This is a genomic window from Desulfosporosinus acidiphilus SJ4 (genome assembly GCF_000255115.2).
Lineage (GTDB): Bacteria > Bacillota > Desulfitobacteriia > Desulfitobacteriales > Desulfitobacteriaceae > Desulfosporosinus > Desulfosporosinus acidiphilus.
The window spans coordinates 1,515,926-1,534,988 of record NC_018068.1 but is presented as its reverse complement, the minus strand read 5'-3'; the positions used below and the strand labels follow the sequence as shown (position 1 = coordinate 1,534,988).

Here is a 19,063-nt window from a genome sequence, read left to right as displayed (position 1 = left end):
TTTCATTCCTCTCCTTCATTATTTTCTTTTTTGTTTTCTTCCTCCGAGGAAGACTGCCCATTCGGCTTACGCTTCAGTTCTGACCTTTGGCAATCATATCCAATCAAATATTTCCCATCGAGAGGATCGCCGGAAATACGTTCCTCATATTTAAATTGCTCTGTGATCTCACCGACTAAGTTCTTGTAGAATTCTCTTCCGGAAGGTTTCAGCTGCCTCATATACGGCTGCAAATTACTCCAAATCATTGTCCATGTGCGGAAAGGAGCATGGGAAAAGGCCTGCATATACCGTTCCGCATTTGTAATGCGTGTTTCCCCTTTTTCATAGGTGACTCTCTCCACTCGTTCCGCTACAGCCAGCAGGCGTCCGTAAAGATAACTCCTATCCCGGTTACTTCTATCGAGCTCCATTTTAAAAATCACTCCTTCTCGTTCATTTCTTTGCTTCTTCTCCCAATAGAGTCGTTTTACCATTGAACAGGCGATATGAAGGACTTTACGATAATTAAACTTAGCTTCGTAAGCCAAAGGATTGGAGGCCTTCAGAACTGCAGCACGCACCATATCCCGTGGAATTGCCGCCCCCTCAATAATACATGGGCGCAATCGTTCAAAAGCAGATACCAGCATGGGAGATTTATTATCGCTGTTTTTTGACAGTTTAATTTTCGGATTGCTTTTATCCTCCCCCTGTTCCGTACCATAGATCGCCAATGCAATCTCCGGAATAGAAGCCATTCCTTCGTAGACCTTCAATTCCTTGTCCCGGATATATTCGTGTTTCCAGCAGCAGCTTTCATGCCATGTGCGGAGGTTCTTAAGATAACGGGAAGACTTCAGTTCTTTATAATAAGTTATGGCCAATCTCCCGGGAGTCGCGCTGTCAAGGGCGAGAACCACCATATTTGATATATCACTCAATTTTGAAGCATATCCATCCAGAGCCGCATTAAACTTCGCCGCGCTGACATAATTCGTCACCGGAACGTCGGCTTCATCCTCCTCAAACAGTGCCTCTTCCTCGAATTCCGCCTCATCGGCTTCCCCATCGTCGGATACTTTGGCTAGAATACTGGCCGCACTGTCATGGAAGTTGGGCAAATCCCTCAATGCGTTTTCCCAGGCCACCAAACAGACACCGTCTCTACTGAATCCTTGCCGGCGGATAATCCATTTTAGTGCATTATGCGCTTTCTGGGATGTGTTGTAACCTATGGAAAGAGCTTCGTTGTAGCCGGTTTTTTTTTCCTTCGTATTAAAACGTCCCCGGTACGAAAAATTGCTTTCATCGTTAGCAGAAATCAATTTGGCCTTGGTATCCCATTTGCCCCGTATTTTGACCGGATTTGTTTTGGCAATGGGCATATGTTCCCCAGTCATATAGCAAAGGTCCTTTTTATGAAGAGTGGATGAATAATAGGCTATAAAACTACGCTGCACAGTTTTGTCTAACCATACGGCACTGTCGTGTGCATTGTCTGGATCGCTAAGAATACTATCCGGCGAATTATTGTCGTTCGTAAAGACCCGAAAACGCACAAAAGCCTTTTCAACCGACGCATTTTGAATTTTAATCTTGTCAGAAACGATGCTATTTTCATCAGCCACTAGCACCTGACTGTCGATTAAATTCTTTGCAACCGTTTGCTTCCCAACATAGTGATAGATTGCCGCCACCTTCGGATGGGAAAAGGGGGATTCACACCATGCTTTGAGGCCCGCAATGTAAAGTGGAAAGGATTCTCTCAGCCTTGCCTTTTTTTTCTTTTTGTCTTTTTCATTTTTTGCGCCGGAAAAATAAAAGGTTACCGTTTCCAGCAAATCACCGGCAATATAAGACAGACCGTCAAAAAGAGGCAATGCCTTGATTCCGCTGGCTCTGCTATCAGGATACGGGACAAGGGTTTCCGCCTCATCTTTTTCCAGCGTTCGTGCTCTGATGAAGTTGCCGTTTTGATCAATATGGATTTCAACTTGTGCCTCCATAGTATCGTATCCTATGGGGAGCAGTACTAAATCTTTTCCCTTCCACCTTTCTACTTCCCCGGCACGATACGCGTTGGCATCATACAGGGCGCAAAGCGACGATACCCAGTTCATTGATTTACCTCCTCAGCAGCAAATTCACCCAGTCTCGAAAAATTACCTATTGCTTCTCCGAAAGGTTTGACCGGCATTTTATGAAGGATACGTCGGTCCTTGTCCGGAATCTCTTCCGGGTTTGGAAATTCAATTACGCCTTTTTTCATAACAACATGATGGAAGCGCACGCTCATATGCCCCTTTTCGGCATCTCTCAACGCTTCATCCGCATAGGTAAAACCGTGGAACATATAGCCAAAATTAAGCTCATCCACAGGGTCATATGTCCCGGAACCTTCTCCAAACACACAAGGTTCAACCATCCCCTGGCATTCTCTTGTTCCCAGAAAAATGTCCCGCCGTCCGCCCCTCTCAATCATGCGCCGGGCAATATTATGGTGCTTGTTCTCATTGCGGTCTGCCGCCAGTTCAGGACGGTTCTCGTTCCATATGAAATGGGCACGGACTTGGTACCGGACGTCTTTAAGATAGGTATAGATCGACAAATCATTTCCGCCATTGTAATTCTTTGTACGGATCCCCTCTGACAGCGTTTGAATCATGTTCATGACACGAACCGCATCTATAATCCAAATGATCGTAGGCTTCCAGTAGACTGAGGTCAGTATGCCTTTCAGAGACTCGTAAGTCGGCACGTAATAGCTTGTTTTTTCCCCTCCCACACGCGTGACCGGATCGGAAAACAGGGCTCTGTCACCGCTTACCATGAATTCAACGGTATTTCTCTTGACTTCCATTACCATCACCTCCCTTGATCTAAATGATTAACGGTTCCATCAAAATATTGAGGGTTTCATCCACTCCATACTCACGGTCATAGTAGCCCGACGGAAGTACAAGGATTCCCACATCTTCCGGCATAAGGGCGGATCGCTGCTTCCTGAGCCAGTCATTTTCTCTTAATTGCACTGTGTATGGCTGCAAATGCCGTAGAGCCAAACGCTTTTCTTGGAAGGTAGCCGCCGATCTCAACTTTTGCATCCATTTTCCGGCATCATCATCGTATTCAATGCAAACATCCAGTTTTCCGTCATCATCAATAACGGAAAACTCCTTGCCGGCTTCACTGAAGGCCTGTCTCAGCAAAGGAGGTTTCTGGTGAGCATAGTTTGCTTTAAATTGCTTGCTGCCGGAAGGATTGTTCGTCAATAAATCGATCATGGTATACTCCGGATCGAACTTGAGGGGATATGCCATTTCCTTCAGCAAGGGTTTGAAATATCTTGCATAATACTCCTCCATCGCGGCTTTGGACAAAGCTCCTCCCGGATAATGTTCCGGAGATCGTTTCATGCTGTACAGCAATTCCCGTGTAGCCTCTTGAGCTTTTTTGAGATATCCCAACCCGCCTGCATGTTCATCTCGAATATTGATGATTGAAACGTTTCCGCAGGCCGTTTCATAATTGCGATTACAACGTCCCGCCGCTTGTACGATGCTGTCCAGGCCGGTCAACGAGCGGACGACCCGTTCAAAAGAAACATCCACTCCCGCTTCTATTAAAGAAGTACTGATGCAAATGATTTTTTCGTTGGAATCATTCTGCGCAAGCAGTTTGCGCATTTGCTGCAATACGTTGCTGCGATGAGCAGGGCACATGTTGGTGGACAAATGAAAAACCCGGTATTGAGTTTCTTTTCCAACCATGTCCCGAATATGCTTAAAAATTTTACGTGCACAAGCTTTGGTGTTTACAATAGCCAGTACCGATTTTGCACTGTCCAATTGCATGACAATAAAACCAGCTGTTTCTTCCATTGAAAATCCCTGCTCAGTCATACAGTCTGTAATTTGCACACGCCGGAAGGACTCACTGTATTTTTCTTCATTTTCAATGATGCTTTGCGGCTGCAAAATCCGGTAATTGTCAAGTCTGTCCAAAAGGGGTTGGGTAGCTGAGCAAAGTACTACCGAGGTTTTGCAAAAAGATGCCAAAGAATTCATTGCGGCATTAAAGAGCTTTAACACTTTTATCGGCAGAGCTTGAATTTCATCTAGAATAATCACCGAATTTCCCAGCGCTTGCATACGGCGAAGGCAGGATGTTTTTCCCGCGAACAACGTATTCAGGAACTGAACGGCCGTGGTAGCCACAACAGGGGACTGTGCCCAGTTTTCAATCAATGATTGATACCTTTTCTCGTCTTCACTCTCATCAGAATCAAAGATAATGTTTGAATGATGCTCAAGCACAGCATTGGCGTTCCCAATAAATTTAGAAATTTCCGATGCGTTTTGTTCCAGAATGGAATTAAAGGGCGCAATATATAAAATGCGCTGTTTCTCATAACGCCGTGCAGTATGTAAAGCATACCGGAGAGCGGCTAAGGTTTTTCCAGCGCCGCAGGGCACCACCAACCGAAAAATTCCGCCCTCACCCGCATCAAATTCTGCGCAGGACCTTGATATTTCCGCTCGGTATGGATCCAGACTGGATGGTTTTTTTTCCTTTTGCAGTTCTTCTAGTCTTGATTCATAATATTTGAGATAATTCTCCCACATTTCCTTGCGTTCGGACGGCGTTTTGATCTGCGGCAATGAGGTGTTATCTTCAAAGCAGGCAGTATCTGTGCGATCGGCATCAATGACAATGGAGGTAAGTAAGCGGGTGAACATGGACAAATAAAAATGCTGCGAACCTAAAAACTCGCTTTTGTCCTGTAAGAATCGAATTTTCTCGGCAATAGACCGGGCGTCGCGGCAGGCACCTATAAATTCATTGTTAATAAAATCCGCACCATAATGCTGATATATCACATCTTTTATACCTTCATAGGAATCGGAAACCTTTTCTGCCGCCTCCGCAAACACAGCATCGCCGTCCAACGTAAGGCAGTCTCTCAGTCCATGATGACTCATAATGACTGTTCGAATTATTTCCCCAGTTAATTTAGAATACAAATCCTTTGATGAAACCAATTCATTGACAAGTATCGCGCCATGGGTCGAATGGATGACTGAACCGCGGACAACCCGTTTTCCTTCAGCCGCAGCCTGAATATATGCGGCAAATTCCGGTGTGTTTTTGCCATCATCATGATGCCGTCCCGCAAGCTTCGCCATCTTGGCAACGCCGTATTGATGTGCCACGGCAGCAGCGAGATCCGCTACATGGTCATTGTGCTCATCCACATATTGTTCTCTCTTATCGACTTTGCGAATATGAGCAATAAAGCGCTTAGAGTGCATATGAATTTTTCACCTCTCCCTGCCTTATCACTAAAAACTTGAAAATGATTTGGAAAGCGGCAAAACTCTAAAACTATAAGTTTTATAGATTCCGGCTTTTCGAAGAAGTTGACTCAGCTTGAGGGAAGAAAAAATTATAGAAAGCTAATGCTGATGCTGTTCAGACAGAGAGTTGTGTTGTAACCCTGAACGGCACCCAGAACATTAATATCCCTAAATTTTCCTTGCTATATCTAAAAAATGTTTTCACATAATGTCAATGCAAATTTGACACATAATATAGCAGGATACCGGCAAGCTTTACATTCAGAATTCCCAACCACTAAAAAACTTTGAAGTGTTTTCAGCCACTCAAGATTAAATAAAAGTTGGTTTTTGTTACTTTCCACATTCTTCCTTGTTTTCCTCCCAAGATCATGAAAATAGTCCAATAAAAAACAAAATGGTCAGACCGTCCTTTAACGATTTGACCTTTCGAACCTTCATAATGCCTTAACCCCACTTAGAGGGGGCGTTTTCTCTAATTTTCAGTACTTTTACGCAAATACTTATACCCTTGCCCTGTACACCCTATATTTGCTTAAAAATGTGCCACCGGGGGTCTAAAAAATGTTGCTTTCTAATGTCCAAGGAAACATAACCGATGACCTGCTCATTACGAGTAAGCTGACTAGTATCCTAACTGGTTCTTTGTTAACCTAAAACACCCCATTTTAAAGGGTTTTGTAGTTCTCAATTCACCCTGTATACTAACTTATACTGCAATTTTTGAGCCCGGTTGCAGTAACGGTTGCAGTATTTATTTTGTTTTCACCGTTGAGTTATATGGATTTTGTAAAGTTCGTTCTCTAGAAAATACTGTAACAAGTCAAGGGTTTGTGGAAGCACCTTGCTCCCACCTCATAGTCAAACTATAAAGAGAATTACCACGAGTCTGTTCAACTATCGCACTGAAATTCCCTTTACGATAAATCATTTCGGTTCTACTATCAACTAATTCCTTTTCTTCCCTAAAATATTTCCAACCATTTGCACCCGCGTCTTGCTGGTGCCATTGTTTATCCAGTTCGTAAATCTTTATGTTATGCAAAGTGCGTCTCCCCAGATTATTACTTCCTATTTAATCCAACGATAAATTTACCCACTGTGTCTTTATTGCTATTTATGGAAGTGACAACTATTTCTATCATGAGAGGCATAAATTCCTGTAATTCTAAAAGCCCCTTATTGTCTAACTGAGTAATGCCTCTTTCATCAGTCTTTTTAAAGATAAATCTTCCATGGGCACATCTATTTCGCAAAGTCTCGATATAACCTGAAATGCTGAGTTTTGAATATTCCTTACTGATATACTGGTCATTGAATTTATTTAAAAGGATGTCATATTCGGAATCCCACTTTCCGTTGTTTTTGTATGAATCCTCTAATATTCTGTAAAAGGATAAGTAACGGTAATATAATGGTAGATCTTCATTTAACCCATCAGTCAATAATTTAATTAAATACCTATTTTCCCATGTTGATGTAAAGTTATTTTTGATTATTTCTCTATTTACAGGTACGGAATTATACTTTTCCTGAAGCTTTACACTTAATCCTGGGGGATTTCCCTTATCAATAAAGTTCCACAGACTAATCTTTGAAAATTGCAAACTAGGATCATAACTAATGCGTAAAGTTGAAAACATATGCTCTTTAATGGACTGAATTGCATTTAAGCTAATTTCTGGAATCTTATCTTCGTTAACGTAACTTATACTTATACGTAACATATTAGGCACATCTTCGGTGCCTAAAAGTGATGCTTTATAATGATATTCAGTTCCAGGTATATCAATTTCCAAGAACGCAGTGCTTCCATCGTCATGATATTGTTCTTTAATTGGCTCTATAAAATAGTAAATATAGCAAACCTTCAACTCGATTCCCCCCCAGAAGAAGCATTTCGCATAACGTCCCGCGTATTCCCGAAGTCTGGTTACTACATTCATATCCTCTCAGATTTAGGGAATACGCTGTTATGTGCTGTGCGGAGATTCATACTTTCACAAGTTGTTCTTTTATCGGCAGTTGCCTCACAAAGATTTTACTTTCATCATTATGTATTCCGATATTCCATCTTTGAAAAGATCATTAATCAGACCAACCTGTTTATAACCAATTGATTCATATAACTTTTTAGCATGCTCATTAAAACTACTTACCAGGAGAAATACCTTATCAGAATGTGTAAAACCTATCTCTTCGAAATAACCTAGTAACCTTTTCCCTATACCCCGACTACGAAAATTCTTCTTGACCGCTATATTGCAAACATATGGAAAATCATAAAATGTACCATTTAAAACAAACCTAATGTATCCTAGGCACTCACTTTCATCATTTAATGCTAAATACATTTCTTTCCTCTCAAACGCTTCAACCAGATGTTTCTTTGCGGTTTTTTCATCCGGGAGATAAGTACAAGCAAGTTCAGAATTCATTAATGCTTCTAGACAGTCGTCTATGTATTTAATTTCGCCTTCTACAATTTTTATTTCCAAATTCTCACCCCTATCAAAACTAAAGACCCAGCATTGCATATAACGTTTAAGAATTTGCGCCGCGTCATTCCGCTTTCATATTGACTAAGTGGCGCTAAATTCTGTGTTATATAAAGTGCCACGGCATGCATATGGCTAACCTTCGACTGTTGGCAATGTATTGTCATAATATAAACAACCATATCTCACATTAACTACTTTTCCATCTTGTTCTGATAATTCGTTGCTACAAAGTCCATAATCCCAGAAATAAAATTGGCCACTTATGGGGCGAAAATATGAACATTTATCACAATAATTTATTGATTTTTTCTGAGGAATCAGTGTTTCCCATCTCTTATGACATCGTTTTGAATACTCACTTATTAGCAATTCCTCATTACTTAATCCTGTAATTTTTTCATCCGAAATGTATTGAATCCATTCACTATTCTTTAGTTCCAGATTAATGTCTCCGGGTAATAGTATCTCTAAGATACGACCAGAACTTGATTGTCCTAAGAAGTCAATTTCAAATCCATCATCAAAGATAAAGCCAACATCTAAGCACGATATTTTCTTAATATCAATTAATTTATGACCTATTAAGAGTTCAAGTTTAGGTCCACTTTCCTCTTGTAGATCATAATAACCGCAGATTATCTGATTATCTTTCACTAATCTCCAAGCACTGTTATATGATCGTATATCCCATTCGCCTCGAAATACATCCCTTAGACTAGGGTGAGTATAATAAACTCTTTCGCCAAGGCCTATACATAAAACATTACCGTAACTGAAACTTGCATCACAACAACTTAATCCAACTGCTTGATATAACAACTCCGGAAAATCTTTCTTCATAAAACCTCCTAAACGTGGCATTTTATATAACGTTTAAGTATTACTGTAGCGTCCCAACCGCATTCATCTTTTCTAGTTACAGTAATACTCTGTTAGGCGAAGTGTCCACTTCGAAGGAATACATTCACAAACAGGCAATTTTTGTAATAACAATAAATATAATATTTTCCACATAATGAAGGAAATCCCTCTATTCTGTCGAAATTGATTGACAGAAATGGAGGAATTTAAAAATGATAACTTCAATAAAAGAACGTAAAAATACGTTTTTAAGTACTTCAGTATTTATTGACTATGAAAATATCTTTAAACGGTTACAAAGTTATGGAAAAACACCTACTCAGATTGATTTTTTTAATGTTATTAATAAAAGGCTTGAAGAACAATATGCATTAAATATAGTTGATAATATTGCTTATTGTAATTTTGAGAGAACGGAAATGTTTGATTCGAATCACCAGACAGAGTTACAATCTATAGGGTTACAAACAAGGCATACATCAAACAATGGTAAGAATTCAGCAGATTTAGAAATGACTGTTGATGCTCTAAAAACTTTATATAAAAATCCTAAAATAGAAGTTTTTATTTTAATATCATGTGACAGAGATCTAATACCTCTAATTAAAGCGATCAAAGAAGAAAACAAAATTAGTTTTGTTTTATCAACTAAAAATGGATTTGATAAAATAGTCACTAAATATGCGGATTTCCATGAATATATCGAGGATATTTTTAATCTAAGTAAGGAAATACAAGTCTTAGTTGGGCAAGAATTAACAGGTGATAAAATTCTGGATTCTGCAAATGCTATCAATATAGAGGAATTACAACAGGAAGTAATAGATAATGCTAAAAATGTTTCAGGATTATTATACAAATCTGATAAATGGAGAAAACATGATATTAATCCAGTAGGTTTAATCGGATATAGTCAATTATTAACCAATAAATTAAGTAAATTAAGAGATGACGTTGTTGAATATTTTAAATGTGCTCATGCTCTTAAATATGTTGAAATATATATTGGTGAGGATAAACAATTATATCTAAGAGAGGGAAGCAACTCCAAAGAAATTACATCCAATGAGTTGACACAATAACATTCCGTAGAATATAATAGCATCAAGTACAGTACAGTTATACAAACAGAAATACATGACATTTTACAGACATTTTAACACACAGTTTACACAAAGACCTCCTAACCACGGAGGTCTTTTCTCATTCCCCAATCTCAAAAAAACAACCGAACATTCATACCACATTCACAAACTTGACATTCATATTTTCGAGGACAAATCTGACGGAAAAGGAATACGTGGGTATGGACATTTCGCCTAACGTTGGGATTCACGTAATGTTTATTCGCCTAAACTCCAATAGCGATAAGGTTACCGAAATAAGTTCGTATATTTTACATTTAGGCGACTAGGATATATCTGGTCACAATTAGATCTTTGAAAATTCGCTCCCGGCTTCACATTAATTAACTTACTTAGCCGCTTCAGACCTGTGCTTTTGGAAACTTCCACTAATTAGCCTTACGCGAAGTTGGGTGTGGTCAATTGAACTTGATATTATGCTTTTTAGCGGATAGTTTGTTTCTTAAACATAACACATAATTATTGTTTCCTAATGCTCTTCTGGTGTACTTTTGAACATCTTAGGGTTTGCGATAAAGTAATTACCTGTTATTTTTATCCAGTCATTTGTTAAAGTAACGACATCATAGATACATTGACTAAATGTTTGTATGTATTGTTCTCGAATCGTAAGGTTGGAAAGCAGTCTATTAATTATTTCGGGAGCGAAATCACCTCCACTTATTACTATAGCTTTTTCGTCAGCCAAAGGTTGAAGCAACAAATATGAATCGGGCGAATTATGGGGGTTCATTTCATATCCTGATGTTAAAGTATACTCATCACATTTACCATTATCTATAAGTGCATCGTTTGAATACAGTAAATCTTTATATCTGCGCAAAGAAAAGACCATTTTTGCAAGTATGCGCTTTTCCTTTTCCGATAAAAAATACGTTTCTAACTCATCGTTGAAAAAATGAATAAGTTCGTTAATATTTAAACTGACATTTTTGAATAAATGGAACCCCAATAGCTCTCTATTTCTTAGGAATTGCTCAATATCAATCGCCGAGCTATTCAAGAGTTTTGGGTAATTAAATTTTTCAGCAGTATTCTGTTTTGTTTCGTACAGCAATCTACAAAAGTCAAGTAGAACACTCTGTATTTGAACATCTATTGTGCGTTTTGTTATTAAGTACTCTTTCCTGTCTATTATGCGTGTATCAACAATATTTTCTATTGATGATAATAATGATTTTGTGAGCATATCGCGGGCTTTAGGCAGGTCGGAACTTGTATCATAAATCAAAGGCTTTCTAAAACGTATGTCAAAAGGCAAATCTTCAATTTCCGCAAACTCTGAATTATAAATACATATAATATTAGACCACCCTATTGTTTTTGCTGCATAACCTAATTCCAAGAGAACATTTGGGTTTGGCGTCAATCGTTCGTGTGATTTTGAATTTATGACACTTATATCTGCTATAAAAATATCACAAGCATCTATTTTTTCAAAAATGCTTTTAGCCAAATCTGGTGTACCACTTTCATTACGGCTATCCATTTCCAATTCGAACTCTGTTATTTTGGAACAAGTTTCTAGCAGTTGTTTTGTTGCTTTGTTTATGCAGTTATTTATCAAGCCGCGATTTTTAGTATTTGGCAAGTCAGATTGCCATGAATAGAATAAGGATACTTTCATAGTTTCCCTCACTATCTAAAATTGTTAATCAATATATCCTCTCATTTACTAATGTCAGTTATCGATTATTAGCCTAATTATAATATGGTCTGGTCTACCGAACTCTATAGTCCTAATTTTACTTCATATGTTTTATTTTTCGATATATTTTTTTTCAGCTGTAAAATAATTTGTTCATTTAAATTCGGATATTTTTGCAAATCGTCAATGTAGCCATCATTTTCTGGAATAATTGAACATTGATGATATGTCCCTATGACTATATATTTTTCTGTCTCATCATAAATAAAACGTTCTTCTATATCCATATTTACTATGGATTCAACAGCGCCATTTGGAAACCTGAAATACCCTGAAGCAATTTTATTGTACGGAACTGTTAATTCATTATTTATAATTGCAACTGCAGAATACTCTTCGCCATCCAATAGATAAAGTTTAGGGTTCTCAATTTCTAGTATTAAAATATCGTTGTAGCAAGAATCCTCGAATAGTCCCCATATCCTGTTTACTATAATTTCTCTTGTCTCTAATATAAAGTTTCCGTTTTCAATTTCGTAGAAACTTTTTATCTGATTGTTTGCTGATCCAGTATTATATTCTAAAGGTCTATTGAACTTATTTTCACTTAACTTTTTGATCAAATTACTTATATCAGTTTTGTTTTCAAAACAATATGCGTGTCGATAACATTCTGGTAACACACTTCTAACAATGTCACTAAATTTATGCATATCTTCATATACATCAACATTTCTTTCCTTGTTGTATAAACTAGTATAGCAATCTTCAATTTCTTCGATATTTTGGAATCTATCTAGTGGGTTATTTGCCAAGCATTTATATACTATTTGGTTTAATATGATCGCTTCTCTTTCGTTTTCAAACAATCTTTCTAAATTGTTACCGCCTGTTCCCCTATTGACCTCTCCAAAAACAAACCAATAGAGGATTTGACCAAAAGCATATATATCAGTAGCAAAGGATATTTCCTTACCACCTACTTGCTCAGGTGCTGCAAACTCAAAATTTGCCAGTCTATCACCTTTTTTAGTTATATTTTTGATTGGGGATTCATCTGACTCAAAATGGGCAATTCCAAAATCCGAGATGATAAATTCACTGCTTTCATCAATTAAAATATTTTCTGGTTTTAAATCTCTATGGATGATTTTGTTTTCTTCTAATGTTTTTAAAGCTTTACATAGGCTGAAATATATCCTTTTAACATCCTCCCATTTTAATTCAGTGATTCCGTTTTTAAACTTTTTTAGACACCCATCATACTTTTTCATAATAATAAATGGAATTTCCAGTGAACCGACTTTTAACACTTCATAATGGATATAATCAACAGTATTCACCAGATTGCTCTTTACCATGTTAATATTTATGTATTCTGCCTTAAAGCGTTCTAATTTCTTAGAAGTATAATTAATTAAGAATTTAACTGCAATATCTGAACTTCCCAACTTTCCTGCATATACTATTCCATTTCCACCTTGCCCCAATCTATCATTCTTTATATCTATTCTGATATGCCCAAACATACAAATAAACCCGTTATTTTGCTCTAGATATTGGGAAAGTACCTTTTCACTTGGCACTAATTCCTCTGTTTTAAAAATTAACATTTCATCTAAAAGTATCTGTAATCCATTTCTTAAAATATCTTGTTTTTCATTATTCCTTAATATTTTACTAAATTCATAAATTCCGAAACAAAACCTTTCATCGTTTTCCGACTTTTCTAATTGACTCCACATATCGTGAATCGTGTAGTCTTTGTAACAATATTCAAACTCACCATTCCATAAAACCTTTTTTGTAGATGCTAAATGCCCAAAATCTAGTCCTAAATTAGTATAGAAAGTTTCTATATCATTTCCCACAAAAAACCATTCATAATTCCAATTGTCTGAATACCTATCTAGAAAACCTTCGTCACTAATATCCTTTTCATATATAAATTGTTGCCTTTCTAATCTCTCTGATTCAAGGTATGCAGTATATTTGTTTTTCAACTTATTTTTATATTCTTTACACAATTGAGGGTCTTTCAAACTTCCTAAAAATTCAATGAAATTCATTTGATTACTCCCTTACAATTTGTTAAGCTTCCCATTATAGACCTCCATGTGGCCTTCGTGCCACACCATCAAATGAATGAAAACTGGGTTCTAATGTCAATACTCTTGCTACGGCAAAAGGTCAAAATGTCTTGGTGCTTTGAGCCCGTCGTTATAGACTGATTAAGGCTTCCTGCTTGCACCACAAATTGTTGCCATGAGCACGCAGGGTAGATTAATACTTTACAGGAAGCCCGCCGTAAATTTTGATCATTGGAGGTGTTTCAATGAATGCTATTTACGAGCGTTGTTGTGGTATGGTTATTCACAAGAATACTATCGCCGCCTGCCTAATTAAAGGCAAAAAGAAGGAGATTAGAACTTTCAGTACGATGACTTCATCTCTTCTCGGACTCATTGACTGGCTGAAGAGCGCTGACTGTGAATGTGTTGCAATGGAGGCGACCCGTCCATACTGGAAACCAATCTACAATCTTTTAGAAATGGAGGAAATATCAACATTAGTTGTGAACGTACAACATATCAAAGCTGTGCCTGGTCGAAAAACTGACGTTAAAGACTCTGAATGGATCGCTGATTTACTTCGTCACGGTTTACTAAATGGCAGTTTTATTCCCAAACGCGAGCAACGCGAACTTAAAGAACTGGTTCGTTATCGAAGAAGTATGGTTCAGGAGCGCGCCAGAGAGTTAAATCGCATCCAAAAAGTGCTTGAGGGCGCGAATATCAAGCTAGCTTCTGTTATTAGTGACATCGATGGTAAATCATCTCGTCGAATGCTTGATATGCTCATATCTGGCTGCACTGACGTTCAATCGATAGCAGATAAAGTGCTTAGACAAATGCGTAAGAAAATATCTCAAATTGAAGAAGCACTTCGCGGTTTCATGGGCGATCATCAAAAGATTATGTTACGTATGATGCTCAAGCATATTGATATTCTTGAAGAACAAGTTCTTACACTTGATCGAGAAATTCAAGCAAGAATGAAACCTGTCTATGAACAAGTGTCCCTTATCGACTCTATTCCTGGAGTTGGTGAACGTAGCGCGCAAATCATCATTGCCGAAATAGGTACTAACATGAATCAATTCCCTTCGGCTTCCCACCTAGCTTCATGGGCTGGCCTTTGCCCCGGTAACAATGAGAGTGCGGGCAAACGTAAAAGCGGTAAAACGCGTAAAGGTAGTGACATACTAAAAGCCACACTAATAGAATGTGCCAAAGTAGCCGGACATTTAAAAAACACCTATTTCAGTGCTCAATACAAAAGGATTGCAGCAAGACGTGGCACTAACCGTGCTACTGTAGCAGTAGCTCATACGATTCTCAAAATAGCGTACCTAATGCTCAAAAACAATGCATCATACAAAGAACTAGGGCCTGATTTCTTTGAACTACGGCGCAAATCAGAGATAGTTATGAAATCCGTAAAAAGACTAGAAACACTTGGATATACTGTGACTATTGAACAGGCGTTAACTCCACAGCTCTTAGTTAATAATTGAATCTTCAAAGACCCAATCCACAATTTCTCAAGAATTCACTTGAGTTTAGTTGGATTTTTTTTGTTTTTTGGCCCAAGTACTTTGTTTTCAGGATAGACATAATGTGCAGTTCACAAAATAGTTCCAACTGCTGAGTTTGCTTATACTATACTTGTCATTGCCTAGAACGTCCGGCGGCTTGCAGTACCTTTCAAGCGAGCTATAACTTTCAATTTTCACACTACCTTTTTTCTTCGGGGTTAGTGCAACCGTTGTGCAAAACCGCTCGTTATCAGCAGTGCTATTAGTCCATAGAGTTTGATTTTTTTTGTCGTTTATGTAGTAACCAATTCCGCTATTTTAGCCGCAACATCTGCCATTGATTCTTCAATAGTACTTAAGCCACTTCGCGAGCCAAGTAACGGACTAACTTCACGTAAATCCTCAAAAGTCGTATTATGTACAATAGGGACAAGCAAATCACGAGCTAGCAAAGCTGAAAGTTCTTTATCTGCTATTCCTTCTCCCTCAACACGTTTAAGAAATGAAGGTGTAACTAATACAATACCTACACGAGATTTTGCCAACCCTTTATCAATTTCACGAAGTAAAGATGAACCTAAAGGAACATCCTTTTCACTAAACCAAATAGTTACACCTTTTGATTCAAGGAAATCGTGTAATTCTTTAGCTGCGCCTTTACGGTCATCCCAAGCGTGACAAAGAAAAACATCTCGTAAATCTGGTAATTTCGAACGCTTCTCAACATTTTCTCGCACAGGGGTAAGTGTTCGAATTTCCGCAGGAGTATATAAAATACTAGAACCAACTGAAGACCAACGTGCTTTCGTCTTAGTTTGTCCGCCAACACTACTACGACTTGTAGAACTGTTTGATGATGAAGAATACGGTGAAGAATATGAGGAATAAGAGTTGTAACCTCGATAACTACCTCCACCTCCACATACTGGGCAGCTTGCCCTTCCACTTGCCGTGCGATGACCGTAAACTGGTGCTGTACATCTAGCCATAGTTTTATTCCCCCTATATTTTTTGAAGAAAATTATATCCGTCTGTGTTATTGATAACCCCTAAGTCAATGCTATCATACATCTGTTTGAACTTCCCATTATTGCTATAACCATAAGCATCCCGAACTACGTATCAGGTTCGCATTTAAATAATCTTTCTAATAGATTCAGCATTTTTCCGAATATTCCTTTCATATCTCGCAAAAAAATACTCTAACCGCAAGAATCAGAAATTATTATATAATGTCTCGATATGGATAAAGCCAAAACCCGCTTTCTAGTGTTCGGATCTTGGCTTTTACTGCCCCGATAATTAAGTTTTTAAGCCTTTCTACTCAAATCTCACCCTGATGAAAGTATTGTTTCTTTTCAGTATGTTATGGTTGTTTATTTCCGAATGGGTTATTAGCCTTGCCGATTGGGCTCTCTTTCGCGAAAGGATTTCCTGCTGTCCGCTGTCTTGAACCTTTTAAGAATGGATTCATTACAGTTACTTCAGATGGCATGAATTGTGTCCGCTTCGCGTCTGAAGCATTAATTTTTTCCACTTCTGCTTGTAGTAATTGAGATAATTCTTGAGCCCGACCTGGCAACCCCATTCCACTAACAACCGTATAAACCAAAATTTCATTCTGACCTTTAACTTGTGCATGTCCGACGTACGTTCCAAGGAGAGTAGGCATTTTCTTTTTTAGCTCATCAATAATCGTACGTTCCATCATTGGGCCAAATTCGAGATCCGGAGGCATAATCAATTGTACGCCCGCATAGCGCGCTTCAGACAAATTCTTGTATTCTGCTAAATATCCAGAGTTCAGAATTTCAGAAATTTCTAAGGCTATCGTTTCAAATAGGGCCGAATCCGGCAGAGATATTCGTGCTTTTCCAAAGGTTACACATCCTCCACTCGTTAGAATTTTAGTTAACTCAGCCCCATCAAAGGTTGTCGATGAAGGTAATCCTGTAGTAGCGTTCATTTCATTGATAATCCGTACAATCTCCATATTGCTGACTATTTTCCAATCCATGTCTATTCCAGAGTCTTTCGCGTGATTAACGTACCGATTATACAAAAGATTATTATCAACAACAATGACCGATGAAATTAAACCATTGTACATAAGTTCCTGCAAGGTCCCAAGGAAAACATTGGCGTTTTGTTTTTCTTCAACGCTATCCAGGTTCCTCGGTAACGTGATCATGGCTGTTACTGAATAACCTTTTTCAGCGAGCGCCTCACAAACCGCTTGAATACCCCCAGTTCCGGTTCCTCCCCCAATACCGGCAGATACAATGACATGATCCACGTTCTCAAAAACTCGTGGGACTCTGTTTAACACAAGATCGTCTAATACCCCAGGTTGATTGATCGCAGCATATCCGAGTTCAGGCTGCCGCATAGCACCGAGTCTATAGTTTGGTAAAGCTACACGCTGACTTTCAGGAATGTTTTTTAAAGCGTGCAGATCAGCCAGACACGTATTTACGGCGATAGCTTGGTAAGTGGATTGATTTTTGCCAGGCAAACGACACGCAGCAAGGGAGTCTGCTATTTTCCCACCGGCTTGTCCTAATCCTATAATGCCAAAATTTATGCTAACAGTCGAATTCAAAATAAACGATTCTTGGTCTAAATTATTCATTGCGATTGAAGGTTCGACTGCGGTCTCCTCGCAAGTAATTGAATCTTCCTCATTTTCATTAGGATTATCGATAGCATCGAAAGTGACTTTTTCAGGAATTAACGATGCTTCTTCGATACTAGTGGTTTCTTCTTTAAAAACAGTTTCTTGATTACTTTGGACATTTTCCATAATTACTACCTCCGCATCTTCAATGTATTCATTTTCTGTTGGTTTAACTTTAAAAGGTATGGGTGAATTCCCCGGTAAAATTGAACGAATAAATGGCGGACGAGTGTAAATGGCCATAATCTTTCCTCCCTTTTAAATTTCATTTCGTTCAACAAGATCTAGCATCGCTAGTCCATGTTCAGAAAGCTGAAACATATTGAGACCATTTGTGGAATTATCACACTCGATTAGAGCAGCTGACTCCAATCGTTCAAAGGCAACACCTCCAACATATTGTGACAATCCAGTTTTGGCAATAACCGTTGTTTTTAAAAAAGGAGTTGGGTAGTGCTCTTTAAAAAACATAAGAATTTCACCTGATACAGGAGTTACTTTATTTTTAAGAACAATTAATACGCCTTTTTCAAATGCCATCTTATACACCTCCATGCTCTTTTATCTATCTATAAACTAGAAGAAAATTACCCACAAACTGAGTGAGTACACTGAGTGGGTGTACTGAGTGAGCGTACTGAGTGAGCGCACTGAGTGAGCGCACTGAGTAAGCGCACTGAGTGAGCGTACTGAGTAAGCGCACTGAGTGAGCGTACTGAGTAAGCGCACTCAGTGAGCGCACTGAGTAAGCGCACTGAGTGAGCGTACTGAGTAAGCGCACTCAGTGAGCGTACTGAATAGTGCGCCCACTAGTGCATTAACTCAATAGCTTGATCGGCTAAAATCTTAACGTGTTCGAAAAATGCGAGTATCAGAACAAAGTAGGGCCAATAAAAGTAGGCCAAGCAGGAGGAATATACTTTAAATTACTGTCATAACAGGAGTTGTTAATGGTCTAAAAATTATTACAGGCCGTTTTGTAGGCCACGCCAACTTTACGAGCAATTTTCTTAATTAAAGCAATTCCTTCACCGGACATTTATGAATAATCAGCGTTAAATAGATCGCATAATTATTCATGTTCTGAAAATATATGCATGACTTAGAACGCGCACAAATTTTAATTGTCCCCAATCAGGTTCTCATTGCTTATATTATAATTTCCTAGGGATTTCATTTTCGGGGACAATTAAAAAAAATCCCCTCAATTCCTTGACACAGGCTAAACACGCGGGGACAATTAGAAATCTAATTGTCCCCGAAACACTTAACCTATATGAGCCGTATTTATGGT

At 38.4% G+C, this 19,063-nt stretch carries 14 protein-coding genes; 2 read left to right on the top strand and 12 right to left on the bottom strand.

Annotated features, from left to right (window positions below):
• Positions 1-2 precede the first annotated feature (2 nt).
• The 7 genes from cas8c to DESACI_RS07015 form a co-directional block, all read right to left on the bottom strand.
• The gene (gene cas8c / locus DESACI_RS07045) at positions 3-2,102 is read right to left on the bottom strand and encodes a type I-C CRISPR-associated protein Cas8c/Csd1 (RefSeq protein WP_014826497.1); all 2,100 of its coding nucleotides are present in this window, start codon (positions 2,100-2,102) and stop codon (positions 3-5) included.
• The gene (cas5c, locus tag DESACI_RS07040; protein WP_014826496.1) at positions 2,099-2,842 is read right to left on the bottom strand and encodes a type I-C CRISPR-associated protein Cas5c; all 744 of its coding nucleotides are present in this window, start codon (positions 2,840-2,842) and stop codon (positions 2,099-2,101) included. The genes cas8c and cas5c overlap by 4 nt, the downstream gene beginning before the upstream one ends.
• A 19-nt stretch (positions 2,843-2,861) precedes the next feature.
• The gene (locus DESACI_RS07035; RefSeq protein ID WP_014826495.1) at positions 2,862-5,294 is read right to left on the bottom strand and encodes a CRISPR-associated helicase/endonuclease Cas3; all 2,433 of its coding nucleotides are present in this window, start codon (positions 5,292-5,294) and stop codon (positions 2,862-2,864) included.
• 868 nt (positions 5,295-6,162) lie between these two features.
• The gene (locus DESACI_RS07030; RefSeq protein WP_014826494.1) at positions 6,163-6,384 is read right to left on the bottom strand and encodes a hypothetical protein; all 222 of its coding nucleotides are present in this window, start codon (positions 6,382-6,384) and stop codon (positions 6,163-6,165) included.
• A gap of 19 nt (positions 6,385-6,403) precedes the next feature.
• Positions 6,404-7,213 (bottom strand): hypothetical protein, encoded by an 810-nt coding sequence (locus tag DESACI_RS07025; RefSeq protein ID WP_041275996.1) that lies wholly within the window; start codon positions 7,211-7,213, stop codon positions 6,404-6,406.
• A gap of 156 nt (positions 7,214-7,369) precedes the next feature.
• Positions 7,370-7,837 (bottom strand): GNAT family N-acetyltransferase, encoded by a 468-nt coding sequence (locus DESACI_RS07020; RefSeq protein ID WP_014826492.1) that lies wholly within the window; start codon positions 7,835-7,837, stop codon positions 7,370-7,372.
• Positions 7,838-7,972: 135 nt separating this feature from the next.
• Entirely contained in the window at positions 7,973-8,680 is a 708-nt protein-coding gene (locus tag DESACI_RS07015; protein WP_014826491.1) for a DUF3027 domain-containing protein, read from the bottom strand.
• A gap of 233 nt (positions 8,681-8,913) precedes the next feature.
• On the opposite strand from DESACI_RS07015, the gene DESACI_RS23010 reads away from it, so the two are divergent.
• Positions 8,914-9,783, top strand: a complete 870-nt coding sequence (locus tag DESACI_RS23010) for an NYN domain-containing protein (protein WP_014826490.1) — start codon at positions 8,914-8,916, stop codon at positions 9,781-9,783.
• A gap of 532 nt (positions 9,784-10,315) precedes the next feature.
• Here DESACI_RS23010 and DESACI_RS23005 read toward each other — a convergent pair.
• Together DESACI_RS23005 and DESACI_RS07000 are read right to left on the bottom strand one after the other, a co-directional pair.
• Positions 10,316-11,473: a hypothetical protein gene (locus tag DESACI_RS23005; protein WP_014826489.1), complete on the bottom strand. Its 1,158-nt coding sequence runs from the start codon at positions 11,471-11,473 to the stop codon at positions 10,316-10,318.
• A 104-nt stretch (positions 11,474-11,577) separates the two neighbouring features.
• Positions 11,578-13,563 (bottom strand): serine/threonine-protein kinase, encoded by a 1,986-nt coding sequence (locus DESACI_RS07000; RefSeq protein WP_014826488.1) that lies wholly within the window; start codon positions 13,561-13,563, stop codon positions 11,578-11,580.
• Positions 13,564-13,829: 266 nt separating this feature from the next.
• On the opposite strand from DESACI_RS07000, the gene DESACI_RS06995 reads away from it, so the two are divergent.
• On the top strand, positions 13,830-15,071 hold the full coding sequence (locus tag DESACI_RS06995; protein WP_014826487.1) for an IS110 family RNA-guided transposase: 1,242 nt from the start codon (positions 13,830-13,832) through the stop codon (positions 15,069-15,071).
• A 314-nt stretch (positions 15,072-15,385) separates the two neighbouring features.
• Here the strand turns inward: DESACI_RS06995 and DESACI_RS06990 are convergent, their stop codons facing one another.
• The 3 genes from DESACI_RS06990 to DESACI_RS06980 all read right to left on the bottom strand — a co-directional run bounded on the left by DESACI_RS06990 (position 15,386) and on the right by DESACI_RS06980 (position 18,309).
• The gene (locus tag DESACI_RS06990; protein ID WP_014826486.1) at positions 15,386-16,081 is read right to left on the bottom strand and encodes a toll/interleukin-1 receptor domain-containing protein; all 696 of its coding nucleotides are present in this window, start codon (positions 16,079-16,081) and stop codon (positions 15,386-15,388) included.
• Positions 16,082-16,458: 377 nt separating this feature from the next.
• Entirely contained in the window at positions 16,459-18,012 is a 1,554-nt protein-coding gene (locus DESACI_RS06985; protein WP_014826485.1) for an FtsZ/tubulin family protein, read from the bottom strand.
• Positions 18,013-18,027: 15 nt separating this feature from the next.
• Positions 18,028-18,309: a hypothetical protein gene (locus tag DESACI_RS06980; RefSeq protein ID WP_014826484.1), complete on the bottom strand. Its 282-nt coding sequence runs from the start codon at positions 18,307-18,309 to the stop codon at positions 18,028-18,030.
• Between the last annotated feature and the right edge of the window lie 754 nt (positions 18,310-19,063).

Bases quoted from the DNA above. Each gene is read 5' to 3' on its own strand.
- cas8c (WP_014826497.1), bottom strand. From the start codon at position 2,102: ATGAACTGGGTATCGTCGCTTTGCGCCCTGTATGATGCCAACGCGTAT.
- cas5c (WP_014826496.1), bottom strand. From the start codon at position 2,842: ATGGAAGTCAAGAGAAATACCGTTGAATTCATGGTAAGCGGTGACAGA.
- DESACI_RS07035 (WP_014826495.1), bottom strand. From the start codon at position 5,294: ATGCACTCTAAGCGCTTTATTGCTCATATTCGCAAAGTCGATAAGAGA.
- DESACI_RS07015 (WP_014826491.1), bottom strand. From the start codon at position 8,680: ATGAAGAAAGATTTTCCGGAGTTGTTATATCAAGCAGTTGGATTAAGT.
- DESACI_RS23010 (WP_014826490.1), top strand. From the start codon at position 8,914: ATGATAACTTCAATAAAAGAACGTAAAAATACGTTTTTAAGTACTTCA.
- DESACI_RS23005 (WP_014826489.1), bottom strand. From the start codon at position 11,473: ATGAAAGTATCCTTATTCTATTCATGGCAATCTGACTTGCCAAATACT.
- DESACI_RS07000 (WP_014826488.1), bottom strand. From the start codon at position 13,563: ATGAATTTCATTGAATTTTTAGGAAGTTTGAAAGACCCTCAATTGTGT.
- DESACI_RS06995 (WP_014826487.1), top strand. From the start codon at position 13,830: ATGAATGCTATTTACGAGCGTTGTTGTGGTATGGTTATTCACAAGAAT.
- DESACI_RS06990 (WP_014826486.1), bottom strand. From the start codon at position 16,081: ATGGCTAGATGTACAGCACCAGTTTACGGTCATCGCACGGCAAGTGGA.
- DESACI_RS06985 (WP_014826485.1), bottom strand. From the start codon at position 18,012: ATGGCCATTTACACTCGTCCGCCATTTATTCGTTCAATTTTACCGGGG.
- DESACI_RS06980 (WP_014826484.1), bottom strand. From the start codon at position 18,309: ATGGCATTTGAAAAAGGCGTATTAATTGTTCTTAAAAATAAAGTAACT.